The 16,867-nt window shown below is 64.8% G+C and carries 16 protein-coding genes; 6 read left to right on the forward strand and 10 right to left on the reverse strand.

Annotation, left to right across the window (positions count from 1 at the left end):
• Positions 1–13: 13 nt before the first annotated feature.
• The 8 genes from LJ655_RS03435 to LJ655_RS03470 all read right to left on the reverse strand — a co-directional run bounded on the left by LJ655_RS03435 (position 14) and on the right by LJ655_RS03470 (position 6,726).
• Positions 14–1,075, reverse strand: a complete 1,062-nt coding sequence (locus LJ655_RS03435) for a hypothetical protein (protein ID WP_230559864.1) — start codon at positions 1,073–1,075, stop codon at positions 14–16.
• 107 nt (positions 1,076–1,182) lie between these two features.
• The gene (locus LJ655_RS03440) at positions 1,183–1,455 is read right to left on the reverse strand and encodes a hypothetical protein (protein WP_230559865.1); all 273 of its coding nucleotides are present in this window, start codon (positions 1,453–1,455) and stop codon (positions 1,183–1,185) included.
• 6 nt (positions 1,456–1,461) lie between these two features.
• On the reverse strand, positions 1,462–1,863 hold the full coding sequence (locus LJ655_RS03445; RefSeq protein WP_230559866.1) for a single-stranded DNA-binding protein: 402 nt from the start codon (positions 1,861–1,863) through the stop codon (positions 1,462–1,464).
• A gap of 161 nt (positions 1,864–2,024) precedes the next feature.
• Positions 2,025–4,382, reverse strand: coding sequence for a primase-helicase family protein (locus LJ655_RS03450; protein WP_230559867.1), 2,358 nt, complete (start codon positions 4,380–4,382; stop codon positions 2,025–2,027).
• Entirely contained in the window at positions 4,379–4,594 is a 216-nt protein-coding gene (locus LJ655_RS03455; RefSeq protein ID WP_230559868.1) for a KOW domain-containing RNA-binding protein, read from the reverse strand. Before LJ655_RS03455 ends, LJ655_RS03450 begins: the two co-directional genes overlap by 4 nt.
• Before the next feature lie 20 nt (positions 4,595–4,614).
• Positions 4,615–4,809: a DNA-binding protein gene (locus LJ655_RS03460; RefSeq protein WP_230559869.1), complete on the reverse strand. Its 195-nt coding sequence runs from the start codon at positions 4,807–4,809 to the stop codon at positions 4,615–4,617.
• A 169-nt stretch (positions 4,810–4,978) separates the two neighbouring features.
• Complete coding sequence (locus LJ655_RS03465; RefSeq protein ID WP_230559870.1) at positions 4,979–5,458, reverse strand: hypothetical protein; 480 nt, start codon at positions 5,456–5,458, stop codon at positions 4,979–4,981.
• Positions 5,455–6,726 carry a tyrosine-type recombinase/integrase gene (locus LJ655_RS03470; RefSeq protein ID WP_230559871.1) on the reverse strand — a complete coding sequence of 424 codons (1,272 nt, stop codon included), beginning with the start codon at positions 6,724–6,726 and terminating at the stop codon, positions 5,455–5,457. Before LJ655_RS03470 ends, LJ655_RS03465 begins: the two co-directional genes overlap by 4 nt.
• Positions 6,727–6,945: 219 nt before the next feature.
• Between LJ655_RS03470 and rsfS the strand changes: the two genes are divergently transcribed.
• The 5 genes from rsfS to LJ655_RS03495 all read left to right on the forward strand — a co-directional run bounded on the left by rsfS (position 6,946) and on the right by LJ655_RS03495 (position 13,906).
• Positions 6,946–7,395 (forward strand): ribosome silencing factor, encoded by a 450-nt coding sequence (gene rsfS / locus LJ655_RS03475; RefSeq protein WP_230559872.1) that lies wholly within the window; start codon positions 6,946–6,948, stop codon positions 7,393–7,395.
• Positions 7,396–7,431: 36 nt separating this feature from the next.
• Positions 7,432–7,902 (forward strand): 23S rRNA (pseudouridine(1915)-N(3))-methyltransferase RlmH, encoded by a 471-nt coding sequence (gene rlmH, locus LJ655_RS03480; RefSeq protein WP_230559873.1) that lies wholly within the window; start codon positions 7,432–7,434, stop codon positions 7,900–7,902.
• Between the two features lie 188 nt (positions 7,903–8,090).
• Positions 8,091–8,720 carry a Maf family protein gene (locus LJ655_RS03485; protein ID WP_230559874.1) on the forward strand — a complete coding sequence of 210 codons (630 nt, stop codon included), beginning with the start codon at positions 8,091–8,093 and terminating at the stop codon, positions 8,718–8,720.
• Positions 8,721–8,729: 9 nt separating this feature from the next.
• Positions 8,730–10,199 carry a ribonuclease G gene (gene rng, locus LJ655_RS03490; RefSeq protein WP_230559875.1) on the forward strand — a complete coding sequence of 490 codons (1,470 nt, stop codon included), beginning with the start codon at positions 8,730–8,732 and terminating at the stop codon, positions 10,197–10,199.
• Positions 10,200–10,615: 416 nt separating this feature from the next.
• Positions 10,616–13,906: an adenylate/guanylate cyclase domain-containing protein gene (locus LJ655_RS03495; RefSeq protein WP_230559876.1), complete on the forward strand. Its 3,291-nt coding sequence runs from the start codon at positions 10,616–10,618 to the stop codon at positions 13,904–13,906.
• Between the two features lie 192 nt (positions 13,907–14,098).
• Here LJ655_RS03495 and LJ655_RS03500 read toward each other — a convergent pair whose 3' ends face one another.
• Both LJ655_RS03500 and LJ655_RS03505 read right to left on the reverse strand, forming a co-directional pair.
• Positions 14,099–14,599: a GAF domain-containing protein gene (locus LJ655_RS03500; RefSeq protein ID WP_230559877.1), complete on the reverse strand. Its 501-nt coding sequence runs from the start codon at positions 14,597–14,599 to the stop codon at positions 14,099–14,101.
• 100 nt (positions 14,600–14,699) lie between these two features.
• Positions 14,700–15,125 (reverse strand): TOBE domain-containing protein, encoded by a 426-nt coding sequence (locus LJ655_RS03505; RefSeq protein ID WP_230559878.1) that lies wholly within the window; start codon positions 15,123–15,125, stop codon positions 14,700–14,702.
• A gap of 159 nt (positions 15,126–15,284) precedes the next feature.
• On the opposite strand from LJ655_RS03505, the gene LJ655_RS03510 reads away from it, so the two are divergent.
• The gene (locus tag LJ655_RS03510; RefSeq protein ID WP_230559879.1) at positions 15,285–16,835 is read left to right on the forward strand and encodes an SH3 domain-containing C40 family peptidase; all 1,551 of its coding nucleotides are present in this window, start codon (positions 15,285–15,287) and stop codon (positions 16,833–16,835) included.
• Positions 16,836–16,867: the final 32 nt, after the last annotated feature.

Here is a 16,867-nt window from a genome sequence, read left to right on the forward strand (position 1 = left end):
GACCGTTGCCTCCTCACCGGGCTGCCGTCGGGCGCTTCGCCTTCGGCGCGCGCGGCCGGATCGTTGCAGGCACAACATCGGTGACCATGCCTGCGGCGGCCGGTTCGAGCTTGCGCCAGCCGACGTAAAGCACGGCTCGCATGGCCGTCAGATTTTCCTGCCAGCACGAGTGCAGCTCGACTCCGTCACCGGTGTCCACGCGCACGATTGACGCTTCGCTCGCGCCCACGATTACGCCCGCGTCGGCAAGCTGGATCAGCGCGGGCGCGAGCCATGCAATCGAACTCACCGGCACGGCCGTTGATGTGATGCATGGGAAGCCAAGCAGGACGCCGCCGGTGCGCGCGTTCAGCGTCGAGCTATCGGCGACGCCAGAGGCAATCAGCGCGGGCACGCTCCACGGCGAGACCACGAGCACGATCTGCTCACCGAATTCTTCCGGCAGCGTCGAGAGCGCCGCGCCGATGTCCTCGCCGGCGTTGCCGGTGCCGGCTATGGTGCTGTCGATCAGCGACGGCGGGCGGCTCGGGTCGCCGGCCTGTCCGTCAAACAGGCTCACGTCGAGTCGCCGGATCAATGAGTTCTCCATGCAGCGCTGGATGACCGAATCGGCGCGCGGGCCGGCCTGCCTGACGAATTCAGTGGAAAAAACCGCAAGCCCGCCAAGTTTCGTCACGGGCAGGCGGGTGATCGCGAACGGATCGACGCCTTCGAGCATGGGAGTTTCCATGTTCTCCTCAACCCAAAACCCGACAGCAGTGTCGCTCGCGCGCATGAGCGGCTCGTTGAAGTTGACGCGGGCGAAAGCCGAGACGGCTTCAATCCGGCCCAGCACCGAACGGCGGATCGTGGCTGCGGCCAGGGCTGCGCCATATTCGTCGGGCGGCTCGATTGAACCGGTGCCAATCATGGCGGCGCGGCCGATGAGCGCGAGCGCCGGATCATTCGAGCCATATTGCGCGGCCACCCAGGCGCGAGCCGCCTGCGGATCGTTTCCGCTAATGGCGAGTGCGCGGCCGGCGCGCACGGCGGCGGTGGCGGCGCGGGTTGATTCGGCAAGAACGACGGGCGGCATGGCGCGTCTCCGGTCGTGAGTCACGCCTGACAATGCGCCATGACGGCAGCGCCCGCCAGCGCGGATGGAACGGATGGAACGGATGGAACGGATGGAACGCGAATCGATCAGTCAGCGGCCTCCATGGCGCCGTCGACGAGCCATTGGACAATGGTGTCCAATGAATACCAGCGGCGGCCGTTCAATATGCGCGCCGGCCTGATCGGCCCGCTGCCTTCCCAGTACCAGCGCGACAGCGTCGACGGCGCCACACGCATTGCCCTGGCCGTTGCCTTTTCGCAGCACTCACCGTAGACCGGATCGTAGTCGAACCCGGCGGCAACCAGCCATGCGAGCAAGGTCGCGGCAGCCTCGTCGGTCATCGCGTCGCGGTCGCGCATCGCGGGTCACGCCAGAAAATCAACCGGATCGTTGGCCGGCGCAGGCGCTTGCGAACCCTGATGAGGCGCGCGTGCCTTGGGCGAACCCTGTATGGCAGCGCGGCGGCGCTTCACGTGATACGGCGACACGATCGCGTGCGCCACCATCGACAGCGACGGCCGCACCTCGCCGTTATCGGCCTTCCAGGCCCCGACTTCGAGCGGCCCGGCCACACTCAGCGCGTCACCCTTTCCGAGCGAGAGCAGTTCGTCGCGCACATGCGCATCGAATGCCGTGATGCGGGCGAAGAGTGCAATGTTGCCACCGTTCGGCACGCGCAGGGTGACGAGTGCATACGGGTTGCCGTTCTTCGCCGTGCGGGATTCCGGGTCTTTCGCGAGCGACCCGCCGAGCAGTGCATCGATCATCGAAACCTCCTTTACGTGCGCAGTAGAGGTAGTGATTACAGTGAACTCCTATCCCCATCATTTACCGCAGCTGTCGTTCAGGTTGTAAAAATCAGGGGCTGGGCGCGCGCGTGGGAACAAGATAGAAATCCAGTGCAATTACTGCATTCACCTCCGGGACTTCAGGGCGATGACTCGCGCCGCGTGCGCTCGCGGGCCGCCTGAATCTGCTGCTGGACGGTCATCGAACGTTTTGCATAGATCGCCACGCGCCGGCCTGCCACCTGAAACAGGCCGCTGTCCGCGTCCGGATTGCGGACATTCACATAGCCGGCGCGCTCCATGACGTGAGGCACCCGGCGCCGGTTCTTGCGATCGCCAAGCTCGTTTTCGAGTGCAGACAGGCCGTGACGCATCGAGCCGTCGATCAGGTCGGTGAGTGTCACGGCGTCCGGGTTCCTGAGCAGGTCGAGCAGGTCGCGCATCTCGCCGCTTTCGGTTGATTCGCCGGCCGCGACCGTCTGCCAGAACGCGGGCGTTTTGGGCGGCGGCGCCTTCGCATCGAACGTCGCGATGTTCCGTTCGCGCAGGAACGCCACCACGTTCGCCATGCCGCCGGCCGCGTACCACGTCCAGAGTTTGCGAAAGTACGCCTCGGTGAAATCGGCGCTCGTGCACGTGCTCCAGCAAACGTAGTGTCGACGGTCGTCGGCGGGCAGATAGAGCCCGTCGGTCAGATGGTTCGTCGTGAAAATTACGTTGCTGACGTTCGCCACGTAGTATTCGCGCAGGTTCTTTTCGTCCACGCGGATCACGTCAGGCGGACTTGCCAGATACGGCTTGCAATGCTCATAGAACGCGTACCGGTCGAGATCGCCCAGGTCGCGCACCTCAGACACTCGCACGAGTTTGTTGCGCACCCAGCGGTTGAAGCGACCGAACATGACTGCCGGCGTGATATCGCTCGTGTTATGCGCGCCGACGGCGAGGCGCAACGGCTCCAGCAACGTATCCTTGCCAATGCCCGGACCGCCGCCGAGCACGATCGCGTGATTGATCTTGTCTTCCGGGTGCTGCACCGTGTGCGCGAACCAGCTCACCAGGTGCGGCCAGTCGTCCGGGTACAGCCGCTCGAGGTGCCCGATCCACGGCCCGACCTTCGATGCGTCGCCCGTGACCGGCGCGGCCGGCAGGTAGAGGTTGAAGGACTGTGCACCCGCGTGTGTCTGCCAGCCGGCGGCCTGCATCACGCGGTCAGCGATCACCTGCGGCTCTCCCGGCATCCACACGATCTGCATCACCGCGCGGTGCTCATCGAGCCATGAGCACGCGCTGACGCACTGGTCGCCGCTCACCTTTACCGGCGGCAGCTTCGCATTCACGCTTGACGCGGGCCACAACTCGCCGGTCGGCACGTGCAGATATTTGTGAGCGGGCAAATACGTGAAAAAATCGTCCACGCTGTAACCCTGTGCTGGCGCGGGCCTGCTGCCCGCCGGCACGGCCGAGCGCTCGCGCATCCGTTCCCAGTACCTCGCCCCCTGCGCCCGCCCGTTGATACTCCCGCACTCCCACGGCGTCATCAGGTCAACCGCGTCGTCGTGCGTGAAGCCGCGCGCCACGAGCATCGCGTAGAGGCTGAAATCACGCGCGCTCCCCGATGTGTCGGTCAGCCCTTCGACGCTACCCTGCCAGCGTGCCCGCAGTTTCGCGTCGGTTTTCAGCAGCGCCTCGAACCGGTGCCGGACTTCGTCGTCGTGCGTGTCGCGCGGAATGGCCATGCCGGCCAGCTCGTCGAGCGTATAGACGCGACCGGCGCTGCACAGCACTTTCGCGTGTGAAGGTGCAGCCGGGTAACCCTTCGCCAGTTTCGGTGGCGTCGGATAGTTCGTCGTGCCAGGCAGCCGCATGATGCGGTCGCAATTGAACGTTCCAGGACCGTCGAACGCGTGGCCGATGGCAGCATTCACGCGCTCGAATGCTTCGAGGCATCCAGGCAGTGCGACCGGCTCGGCGAGCTGGAAAAACGCCTGCAGGCCGTGCCCGGAGTCGATCACGAAACTTGCGACCAATGCCAGACGTTCGAGATGTTCGCCGAGCAGATGCGCCCGCGCAGCGTCGTAGGTGCCGTATTGAGCAACGTCCGGGTCGCAGTCAGCCCAGCAGAAGTGGGCCCGGGTCATTCCGGTCTTGTCGGGCTTGCAGTCCCGGACGCGGGCGCCATTGGGCAGCCAATAAACATTGCGCGCCATCGAGTTGTGCTTACGCACGTAGGCGACCAGCGCGCCGTTTTCTGCCGGCACGTCGAAGGTCCGCGCCGCCGGCGCGCCGCCGGCCGCAGCGATAGACAGGATCGTGAGCGCGCCGCCGTCCGGGCGTGCCAGGTCGACGAACTGACGGACCTGCGCATCGTTGGTGGCAAATTGCACGGACCCGCCATTCGGCTTATGCTTGTCGCGCGCGCCGTCTGGCGTGCCGCCCCGTCCAGGTGAGTAGTCCGCGCCCGCCGCCACGCGGGCGCTTTCATGTGAGCCGGTCATGATGCGCCCGCCACGTGCCCGATGTACTGCATGGATATCAGGTCGCGTTCCTTGTGCTTCGGTTGCGACGCTTGCGGCGGGTCGAATTCGAGTTCAGCGAAGCCGGCCTCGCCGTAGTCAGCGAGTATGCGCAACACCTTACCCGTACGATCCTTGTACTTGCCCTGGGTGACGTGCACACGTTGATCTTGCCAAGGATGGCGGATGGTCATGGAGATCTCCCGAGTAGTGGTTAGCCAATCAGCGCGGCGATGTCTGCGGCCTTCCAGCCAAGTCGACCATGGATACGCACCGGAATGAGCGGCCCATTGCCAAGGCATGCCCATTTCCGCAGCGTTTGCGGTTGACGGTTGATTGCGCGCGCCGCTTCCGCTGTCGTGAGGATTTCCGGCAGCACGGTTTTAGTGGGGGATTTGTTGCTCTCCATGTCGCAACCTCCTTCTCTATGGTTTGACACTTCGGGATTGCCCGTTGTGTTGAGAAGGATTGTGTGCGTGAGGAAGGCAGGACCGGTAGTGTTAAACGAGGCGCGCTTTACATGTAAAAGTCCGGGGAAATTACATGTAAAACGCAGCGGGATTTACACACTTTTGTGCTTAGTCGTCGTCGGGGTTTGCTTGCATGCCTGGTATTGATTCAACATGGGCCTTATTGGCGTACCACGCATTACGAACCATGTCCTCGGTCACGTAGGGCGCGTTTTCCGCTACCACCTCACGGATTGCCTTGTTCAGTTTCGTGCCCTCCCGCCACACGCGCCAGCCCACGGCCAGGGCAAAGTTAACATCACGCAGCCTCGTCGCCTGCGGCCCGCCCGGCTTCCCCATAACGGATCGCGCGACATAGCCGAGCATTCTGGCCTCCGGCGTCGCGTGCCCCGTTTCAAACGCGTATACGGTCATGATCCATAGCTGCGCCAACTCCCGCGCCTGCCCCTGCAGCGCGTCGAACTGCACACGCCAGCGTCCGTGCGCTGACACGTCATCAGCAGCTAGCCCGGCCCGCGCGCGCTGATGCTCGTGCAGGAGCGCCGACACGTCCATAAACTCGGCCTTCAGTTCGTCGGCGCTTTTCATGCGGCCACCTCCAGCGCCCCGCGCGCGGCGGGGTACGCGAAGGCAATGCCGGCGTTTTCGACAATGAAGCGCTCCAGCTTCGTCGCGTGCAGCCGCAGCAGGTCGACCGGACGCACCCGGTAGTGCCGCTCTGCGGTCGCGCTCGGCTTGTGGCCCATGATTTGCGCGACAACACCAGCGGGTAACTCGATCCACTCGGAAAGCGAGCCATACGAACGGCGCAGGCCGTGCAGCGTCACGCGTGGCACGCCTGCGACCTTGCAAACGCGCGTTAGCGATTTGTTTGGCGATGCCGTCGACGGAAACACAAACGCATCCGGCGCGCCGCCCGACTGTTCGTGCAGCACCTCCAGCAGGCTTTGAAAATACGGCGTCAGCGGGATCACACGGCCGGCGTCCTCCACCTTGTCGGCAATCGAAAGCGTGTGCCATTCGAGCGACACGTCACGCCAGCGCAGCGCGGCGAGTTCCTCACGGCGGGCACCGGTCAGCAGCAGCCCTGCCAGATACACCCGGCGCGAGAGCGTCGGCACGACGTCGAGCGCCTGGAACCACGCGGCCAGATGCCCGCGTTCGAGCGCGTCCGTTTTCGCCTGCGGTTTGGCAAGGTGATCGGTCGCGATGGAACGCGAGCGGGCAGACGCCGGCAGCAGTCCCGCATATTCCGGCTGTTCGTCGATCCACCGCAGCGCCGTGCGCAGATAGCTCCAGCACAGGCGGGCCCGCGCCGGCCGTTCGTGTGTTTCGCGCTCCAGCACCAGCGCGATTGCATCCTTGTCGAGCGCCGCCAGTCGCAGCGGCATCAAATCCGCCAGCGGCCCACGAACAGCCCCGTCAGCACCGTCATGCGTCGCCGTCAGCACCCCGCGCAGGTGATGCGCTCCCCACTTCTCGCGCCTCGCCTCGACCCAGGCATTCCAGCCATCGGCCAGCGTCGCACGCTCGCGCGTCATCCGTTGCCGCTCGGCCAGTACCCCGGCCGCGACCTTGCCCGCCTCGATGCGCGGATCGCGCCCGGCGTCAACAATGAGTTGCAGCCGGCGCGCCTCGCCTCGCGCCTTCCCGATAGACCAGGTTGCCGGGTCGCCAATCGTCAGGCGCACGGTCGCGCCGGCCACCTTGCCCTGATAGACAAACGCCTTCGCGCCGCCCGCCGTCGCCCGCAGTCCAAGCCCCGGTTGTCCGCTATCCCATATGAACGACTGCGAGCGCCCGGCCTCGCACGCGTGGCTCGCGACGCGCCCTGTTGTAAAATTCACTGTGGCCATTGATGCCTCCGGTACACGAGCGGTTACACGGCCCACCCATGTAACCCCTGTGTAAGCGGATTCTATCAAAACTAATCAACAGCCCTCGACAACAGGGAATCCCACGTTTTCCCTGAAAGCCCGTACTGACAAGGGTTAGGGGCAAACAATCAACTTCTGGCAACGCGCGTAACCCCCGCCGTTAGCTGATTCAACATCATCTGTACCACCGGTAACTCCATGGATATTCGCAAACTGCAGCGCGTGATCGTCGACGCTCTCGAAGACGTCAAGGCGCAAGACATCAAGGTGTTCAACACCACCCATCTGACCTCGCTGTTCGATCGCGTGATCGTCGCGAGCGGTACCTCGAACCGGCAAACCAAGGCGCTCGCGTCGAGCGTGCGCGAAGGCGTGAAGGAAGCCGGCGGCGAGATCGTCAGCACCGAGGGCGAGGACATCGGCGAGTGGGTGCTCGTCGATTGCGGCGACGCGATCGTCCACATCCTGCAGCCGGCGCTGCGCCAGTACTACAACCTCGAGGAAATCTGGGGTGACAAGCCGGTGCGCATCAAGCTGTCGACGCCGAGTCCGTTCGGCGGCGCGCGCGCGAGCGAATCCGACGACGAGGACGAAGAGGAAGCGCCTGCGGCGAAGCCCGCGCGCAAGGCCACGGCCCGCCGCAAGTAAGCCGGACGTGTCAGCCATGCTCCATCTTTGCTCGCGATGAAACTGCACATCCTCGCCGTCGGCCACAAGATGCCGGACTGGATCGCGACCGGCTTCGATGAATACGCGAAGCGCATGCCGCCCGAGCTGCGCATCGAGCTGCGCGAGATCAAACCGGAGCAGCGCTCGTCGGGACGTTCCGCCGACAGCGTGATGGCCGCCGAGCGGCAGAAGATCGAAGCCGCGTTGCCGAAGAACGCACGCATCATCGCGCTCGACGAACGCGGCAAGGACTGGACCACGATGCAGCTCGCGGGCGCGTTGCCGGGCTGGCAACAGGACGGCCGCGACGTGGCCTTTCTGATCGGCGGCGCGGACGGGCTCGATCCCGAGCTGAAGGCGCGGGCCGATATGATGCTGCGCGTGTCGAGCCTCACGCTGCCTCATGCGATGGTGCGCGTGCTGCTGGCCGAACAGCTTTACCGCGCGTGGACCATCACGCAAAATCACCCCTATCATCGCGCGTGAGTGCCTGAGCGAGGCGCGGCGACGCGTTGCCCCCGTTCGTTGGTGATGGCGCGTCGCGGGCGCTCGGCCCGTCGCGTCTGAACCAGTCGCTGCCGCATTGCGTCATGGGTCGGCTGGTGTCGATGCGCTTGCGCATCGCTCGCCTCGCCCCTCACGCCATCCGTTTTCCGCTCCATCGAGACCCGTTCATGCCCACGCCCTCCGCTTCGCTGCATCCGTTCGTCTACCTCGCCTCTCAAAGTCCGCGCCGTCAGGAGTTGCTGCAACAGCTCGGCGTGCGATTCGAACTGCTGCTGCCGCGCCCCGACGAAGACGCCGAAGCGCTCGAAGCCGAACGGCCCGGCGAGCACGCGCGCGACTACGTGCAGCGCGTATGCATCGCGAAGGCCCATGCGGCGCGCGCGCGGCTCGTCGACGGCGGCCACGAGGCGCGGCCGATCCTCGTCGCCGACACCACCGTCACGATCGACGATGCCATTCTCGGCAAGCCCATCGATGCCGAGGACGCAGTCGCGATGCTCACGCGCCTCGCGGGCCGCACGCACGAAGTGCTGACCGCGCTCGCCGTGATCGATGCCGATGGCGCCTTGCTGCCGGCGGCGCTGTCGGTCTCGAAGGTGCGTTTTGCTGCAGTGCACGCAGATGCGCTGAGCCGCTATGCGGCGAGCGGCGAGCCGCTCGGCAAGGCGGGCGCTTATGGCGTGCAGGGACGCGCGGCGGAGTTCATTGAACATATCGACGGGTCCTATTCGGGTATCATGGGTTTGCCGCTCTTTGAAACCGCTGCCCTCCTGCGTGCAGCGCGCATCGACTTCTAGAACAACACCATGAATGAAGAAATCCTGATCAATGTCACGCCGCAGGAAACGCGCGTCGCGCTCGTTCAACAGGGCGCCGTCCAGGAACTTCATGTCGAACGAACGCTGTCGCGCGGGCGCGTCGGCAATGTCTATCTCGGCAAGGTCGTGCGCGTGCTGCCGGGCATGCAATCGGCGTTCATCGACATCGGCCTCGAACGCGCCGCGTTCCTTCATGTCGCCGACATCTGGCATCCGCGCATTGCCGGCGAAGCACAACATCAAACGCCGCATCAGCCGATCGAAAAAATCGTCTTCGAAGGCCAGACGCTGATGGTGCAGGTCGTCAAGGATCCGATCGGCACCAAGGGCGCGCGGCTGTCCACGCAAGTGAGCATCGCGGGGCGCACGCTCGTGTATTTGCCGCAGGAGCCGCATATCGGCATCTCGCAGAAGATCGAAAGCGAAGCCGAGCGCGAGGCCGTGCGCGCACGCCTGACCGCGGTGCTGCCCGCCGACGAGAAAGGCGGCTACATCGTGCGCACGATCGCCGAAGACGCGACGAGCGAAGAGCTCGCGGCCGACGTCGCGTACCTGCGCAAGACGTGGGCGACGATTCTGTCGCAGGCGCAGCGCATGCCGCCCACCAGCCTGCTCTACCAGGATCTCAATCTCGCGCAGCGCGTGCTGCGCGATTTCGTCAACGATGAAACGTCGCGCATCCAGGTCGATTCGCGCGAGACGCATCAGATGCTCGCCGATTTCGCGGGCGAGTTCACGCCGGCGGTATCGTCGAAGCTGCACCACTACACCGGCGAGCGGCCGCTCTTCGATCTGTACAACATCGAGGCAGAGATCCAACGCGCGCTGTCGCGTCGCGTGGACCTGAAGTCGGGCGGCTACCTCGTGATCGACCAGACCGAGGCGATGACGACGATCGACGTGAATACCGGCGGTTACGTCGGCGCGCGCAACTTCGACGACACGATCTTCAAGACCAACCTCGAAGCCGCGCACACGATTGCGCGGCAATTGCGGCTGCGCAATCTGGGCGGCGTGATCATCATCGATTTCATCGATATGGAAAATCCTGAGCATCGCGACCAGGTGCTGGGCGAGCTGAAGAAGGCGTTATCGCGTGATCGCACACGTGTGACCGTCAACGGCTTCTCCCAGCTCGGACTCGTGGAGATGACGCGCAAGCGTACGCGCGAGTCGCTCGCGCATGTGCTGTGCGAGCCGTGCCCGGTTTGTCAGGGCAAGGGGCAGGTGAAGACGGCGCGAACGGTTTGCTATGACGTGCTGCGCGAGATTCTGCGCGAGTCGCGGCAGTTCAATCCGCGCGAGTTTCGCGTGATCGCTTCGCAGCAGGTCATCGATCTGTTTCTCGAGGAAGAGTCGCAGCATCTGGCGATGCTGATCGATTTCATCGGCAAGCCGGTGTCGTTGCAGGTGGAATCGAATCTGAGTCAGGAGCAGTACGACATCGTGCTGATGTGAGGCAATTGACGTCTATTTGCCTTCATCGAACGCCTCGCGAGCCCTTTACTCGCGTCGCTATTCCGGCGGCCGCCACCGATTCCGTTCGAATGGACGGCAAATGGGCTTGAGCCTACTTCCCACCTGTCGGCGGCCGCCGTCTGCGTTCAATCACCGCAACCATCTCCGCGTGGCGTGGATTCACTCGCAGCGCTTGCCGCTCGACGAGGCCATTGAGCGTACCGGTTCTGGCATCGCGCGAGACTGCCATGCAAGCGCCCCACCTGATTCCGCCATGAACTTTGCGATCGATGGCGCGGACCGCAGCGTCTAGTGAACAAACGGGCGATGGCGTCGTTGCCCGCCAGGCTACCGCTCGGCATAACCGGCCACGTGCTATCTTTAGCGGATCCGACAACTTCCACTCGGGAGTGCTCGTGGACGTCGCCACGTGGCTGCACAGCCTCGGAATGGAGCGGTATGAATCGGTGTTTCGCGAGAACGCCATCGACCCCGACGTACTCCGCAATCTCACCGCGGACGATCTGAAGGAACTCGGTATCGCGTCAGTCGGTCATCGGCGCAGACTGCTTGATGCTTTGGCTGAACTGAGGGCGCGAACCGAGCCCCGGCATCTGGCCACGAGTCCAGGCGACTTGAAAGGAGAACGGCGGCAGGTCGCAGTCCTTTTCGCCGATCTATCCGGCTTCACGCAGATGAGCCGCTCGGTCGACGCAGAGGAAGTGCTCGCTGTGCTCGATCGTTTTTTCGAACAGGTCGACCGCATCATCGAGGAGCACGGCGGGCACGTCGACAAGCATGTCGGCGATTGCGTCATGGCAGTATTCGGTGCGCCAGTCTCGCATGGAAACGATGTCGAACGCGCCGTGCGAGCGGCGCTCGCAGTCAGGGACGGGATGCCCGATCTGTCGCGCGCGCTCGGCCGCTCAGTCTCCGTACACATTGGCATAGCCGGCGGCGAGGTCGTCGCAAGCGGCACCGGCAGTGCGACTTACAGGGAATACACCGTCACCGGCGACACGGTCAATCTCGCCTCACGTCTCACCAATGCGGCCGGGCCGGGGCAGATCCTGATATCGGAAACTGTGCGGCGCCCACTGGCTGATCGTCTGGACTGTGTCGAACGCGGTGCGCTTACGGTCAAGGGCTTCGCGCAAACGGTCCCAGCGTGGGGCATTGTCGGCCTTCGGCGCTCGTGCCGAGGCAGGCCGTTCATAGGTCGTCGTGACGAGCTGGCGGAGTTTCGATCGGTGCTCCATGCGTGCCGCGCGACCGGGGGTGGACGCACTGTTTTGCTGCGTGGCGAGGCAGGGATCGGCAAAACACGCCTCGTCGAAGAATTCGAACGCGAGGCGCGGGAGTCAGGTTTCCTTTGCCATACCGGCCTCGTGCTCGACTTCGGCGCGTCAACCGGACGGGGCGCTATTCAGTCTCTCGTGAGCGGCTTGCTGGCATCTGGCTGCCTAGCCGATAACGATGCCAGTGCAACTTGCAGCGAGCACGCGATCAAGACCGGTTTGATCGACGCGGGCGACGCACTCTTCCTTCAGGATCTGATCGAGTTCCCAATGGCGTTCGAAGACCGTGCCGTCTACGAAGCGATGGACAACGCGATGCGCGTCCGCGGCCGACGGCACGTCCTCACGCGGCTTGTCCGACGCGCGAGCCGCCACCGGCCCCGGATGCTGGTCGTCGAAGATATTCACTGGTCGGACGAATCGACGCTTCGTGACCTCGCCGGACTGTCGGCAACGACGGCGGAATGCCCGGCCGTACTCGTGCTGACTGCGCGAACGCACGGCAATTCGCTCGAAGAACCGTGGCGCGTCGTGACCGGTGAGCAATGTTCGCTGATCGATCTGGGTCCGCTGAGCGCCAGCGACGCGCATGCCATGGCCGAATCGTTTTCCGGTGCGCAGGCGGATCTGGCAGGACGCTGCATCGCCCGGGCGGCGGGTAACCCGCTGTTTCTCGAGCAGTTGCTAACCGATGCGCAGGAAAGCAACGGGACTGGCGTACCGGGGTCGGTGCGAAGCCTCGTACAGGCGCGCCTGGATCGTCTCGATCCCGTCAACAGGACCGTGCTGCAAGCTGCTTCGGTGCTCGGCCAGCTGTTCGAGAAGGAGGCGGTCGATTTTCTTGTCGATAGCGCTGACGCCGATGCCGGCGTTGCGTTGGAACCGCTTGTAACCAGTCTCATGTTGAGACGTCAAGGCACGGGATTCATCTTTCATCACGCATTGGTTCGCGACGCCATTTATGACGGGCTGCTGAAAAGCCGGCGTCGCGAGTTGCATCGTCGCGCCGCACAGTGGTACGGCGAGCGTGATCTCGTCCTGCGGGCGGAGCATCTCGATCGCGCGGGCGAGCCGGAGGCGGCGCTCGCCTACTGCGAAGCAGCGCGCTCGCAGGCGTCGGGATACCGGTATGAATCCGCGCTTCGGCTTGTCGAACGGGGGCTCGATCTTGCGCATCGACGCAGCGACCACGCCGCACTCGAGTGTCTGCATGGCAATGTCCTGTATGACGTCGGTGACATGCAGTCGGCACTCTACGCATTCGAATCCGCCCTCGAATTTGCCACGACCGACGCGGAGCGTTGCCGTGCATGGATTGGGCGGGCCACCGTGAAGCGGATCATCGACGATCTCGACGGTGCATGGACCGACCTCGACTACGCCGCCGACGCCGCCCGGGGCCTTCTGCGCGAAGAGGCGCGCATTCACTTCCTGCGCGGTAATCTATGTTTTCCGCGCGGCGATAGCGACGGCTGCGTGCGCGAACACGGACGCAGCCTTGCCCTGGCGCGCAAAGCGTGCGATCCCGAACAGGAGGCGGCAGCGCTTGGCGGCCTGGGAGACGCAGAGTACATGCGCGGCCGGATGATCAGCGCACACAAAGCATTCAGCCGCTGCATCGAACTCTGCCAACGCCACGGTTTCGGACGAATCGAGGTGGCTAACCTGCCGATGCGCGCGATCACGACATGGTTTACCGGCGAAGCAATGACCGCGCTCGACGCCGCGCTTGCCAGTGTCGCCGCAGCGCAGAAGGTCGGTCATCTGCGGGCGCTCGCCGTCGCGCATCATGCGGCCTGGCACTGTTTGCACGATCGCGCGGAGTGGGATCGTGCGTGGGAGCACGTCGCGCCTGCGCTACAGTGCGCGCGCGAGCTGAAATCGAAGCGCTTCGAGGGCGAAGCGCTGGCGTTTGGCGCGGAATTGCATCGTGTCGCCGGCCGTCAACGCGAAGCGCTCGGCGATATCGAAGCGGCGCTGTCGATCAGTCGCGAGACCGGCATGAACTATCTGCGTGCGGCTTATCTCGGCGTGCTTGCGCGCACGACGGACGACCCCGATGTCTTCGACCGGGCGCTAGCGGAAGGTGAAGCTTTGCTCGCCGCCGGCGCGGTGAGCCACAACCACTTTCTCTTTCGACGCGATGCGATAGATGCATCGATCGACCGCAAACGCTGGGATGCGGCCATGCATCATGCTGCAGCCCTTGAAGATTACGCTCGCCGCGAGCCCTCCCCTTTTTCCGGATTTTTTGTGGCGCGCGCGCGGGCGCTTGCTGCGTATGGAACCGGCAAGCGCGACCCGGCATTGCTGAAAGGACTTCAGCGGCTAAGGCAGGAGGGCCGGAGCCTCGGCTTTCTATACGCGGTCGAAGCGATCGAGGCCGCGCTTTTTGAACGTGGCGGATAGAGCGGCCAAATCGTGAAGGAGCTTCAGGACGGCAGCGAACAGTAGACGCGCCGCGGTCAGTCTGCATCGAACGATGTGACCGCGGCTGGATAGCCCTACCGGCGCATTCAACAGTAACAAGGGGATCACCGGGTAAGACCACAAGGGTGGTCGACCCGTGCCGGGCGGCGCGATCGCAGCCGATCGACGACGTTACACGCCGCGCGGCAGCGCCGCCTCGACGAACACCGCGCACAGCGCTTCCATACCCTTCGCATCCTCCTCGTCGAAGCGCGCGATGACCGGGCTGTCGACATCCCACACGCCGATCAGCGTGCCATCAGGCGCGACGAGCGGCACGACGATTTCCGATTGCGACGCCGAATCGCACGCAATATGGCCGGGAAACGCGTGCACGTCGCGCACGACCTGGGTCTGGCGGGTTTGCGCGGCCGTGCCGCAGACGCCCTTGCCGAGCGCAATGCGCACGCACGCGGGCTTGCCCTGAAACGGGCCGACCACCAGTTCGCGGCCGTCGTGAAAGTAAAAGCCGGCCCAATTCAGATCGCTCAACGAATGAAATACGAACGACGAGAAATTCGCCGCGTTGGCGATCCAGTCGGTCTCGCCGGCGAGCAGCGCGCGCGCCTGAGCGACCAGTTCTTCGTATTGCGCGGCTTTGGGCAGATGTGAGGTGGCGGAAACTTCGAACATGACGGCGTCCGTGATCAGTGCGGGATAGAAAGCGTGAAGGCGTGCAGTGTAAAGCAGGCGAAATTCCCGCGCGCGCAGCGCGGGCAATGACGGAAGCCCCCTACTGATCGACTCCGATGATCACGCTCGACGCCTTGAAGACCGCCGTCGCCTTCTTGCCGCTCGCGAGGCCAAGACGCTCGACGCTGTCGTTCGTGATGATCGCCGCAATCTGCGCGCCGCCCGCGCTGATGGTCACTTCCGAATTGACGGCGCCCTTCGTCACCGCCGCGACCGTCCCTTCGATGCAGTTGCGCGCCGACAGCTGCTGCCGAGCGACATCGACCATCACGATGACCGACGATGCCTTCACGAGCGCAAACGCCTGCTTGCCGGTCGCCAGCCCGAGCGACATCGCGCTGCCGTGCGTGATGATGGCGACGATCTCGAGACCGTCCGCTGTGCGCAGCGTGACTTCGTCGTTGACCGCGCCGTGTGTGACACCGGTGACTTCACCGCTGAACTGATTGCGTGCGCTGGTTTTCATGGCGTGCTCCCTGTCGATTCAAGCGCGTGGCGACGCGCGGGCTGGACGGACAAAGCGAGTGCAAAAGCAACCGCCAGCGCCGGTGCTGAATCTCGAAGGCGCCGCGGGCATCGCCGACATCGTATCATCGTGCCCTTGAACCTCATCCGCCGAATCTTCATGCCCGTCGCCGTTCTCTCCCGCCGTGTCTGCCGCGCCGTCGTGCTGTGCGCCGCCGTCGCGGCGCTGGTCGCCTGCAGCACGCCGACGCCGCCGCGGCAGACGCACGCGTTGGTCGACAACGTCTCGCTGTTTCCACTCGCCCATTACGACCAGAACGTCGATCACTGGCTCGATCCGGATAGCCCCGACTACGATCGGCCGTTTCTCAGCGCCGCCGAGCAGCGCGCGCATTTCGACGCGCTGTTCGCGCGCTACTTCGGCACGGGCGCGAACGCGCCGTCGCCATGGAATCCCGAGTGGGTGACGACGCGCGTGTTTGGCGAACAGGGCGAGGACATCGCCGCACTGCAACAGCGCCGTATCGAGAAGTTCGACAACACCGGCAAGCATGGCAGCTCAATCGGTTACGGCGAAAACTTCCGTCCGCGCGACAAGGCGTGGATCGACACAATCGCGCGCAACATCAACGTCGCGCAGTTCACGCAAACGCCGGTCTTTCAGCCGGAGCGGCGCGCGATCGCGACCGGCAATCTGATGGTGCGCGAGCTGCCGACCACCGATCCGTCGTTCTACGACCGTCATCTGGCCGGCGAGGGTTATCCGTTCGACAACCTGCAGATCTCGGCGGTGCGACCGGGCACGCCGCTCTATGTGCTCGGCAGCAGCGTCGACGGTGCATGGCATTACGTGCAGACGCCCGACGTGCAGGGCTGGGTGCGCAGCGACGGCGTCGCGTTCGCCGATGATCGTTTCATCGACCAATGGCGCGCGGCGGCCGGGAAGTCGCTGGGCGCGGTGATCGTCGCGTCGGCGGCGGTGAACGACAGCCGCGGCGTGTTCCGCTTCGACGCGCCGGCCGGGACGATGTTGCCGTTGGTGGCGCAGGCACCGTCAGCATCGGCGGCGACCGGCGACCACCTGGCCACGCGCCAGCTCCTCGTTCCCGCGCGCGACGTCGACGGCCGCGCGCTGATCCGCACCGCGTCGCTCGACGCCACGCAGATCACGCCGATGCCGCTCACCGCGACGCCGCGCCATCTCGCGATGCTATTGAAGGCGCTGATCGGCCGGCCGTACGGCTGGGGCAATAGCGGGCTCTACAACGACTGTTCTTCGGAACTGCAAAGCATCTTCGCCGCGTTCGGCGTGTGGCTGCCGCGTCATTCGTCGACGCAGATGAGCGCTGGCCGCATGGTCGACCTGTCGGAGTCGACGCCCGCCGAGCGGCTCGACTATCTGGCGCGGCATGGCGTGCCCTTGCGCACGCTGATCTACATCGGCGGCCACGTGATGCTGTACCTCGGCAACACGACGCGCGACGGCATCACGGTCCCCGTCGTGTATCAGGACATATGGGGCCTGCGCCCGGCCGACAACAGCCGCCGCGCGGTGATCGGCGGCTCGGTGATCCTGCCGCTCGACGAGCACATTCCCGAGGACGCGACGCTGCAGTCGCTCGCCGCGACGCATACGTTCCAGATCAGCATCCTCGGCGGGCCGGCGGGCAGCGCGGCGCCGCCGGCGGACGAGGACAATCCGGCGGGCTAAATGGGGCAGATGCCGAGGGCGTCCTCGCCCTT

The sequence above is a fragment of the Paraburkholderia translucens genome, from assembly GCF_020881035.1.
Classification (GTDB): domain Bacteria; phylum Pseudomonadota; class Gammaproteobacteria; order Burkholderiales; family Burkholderiaceae; genus Paraburkholderia; species Paraburkholderia translucens.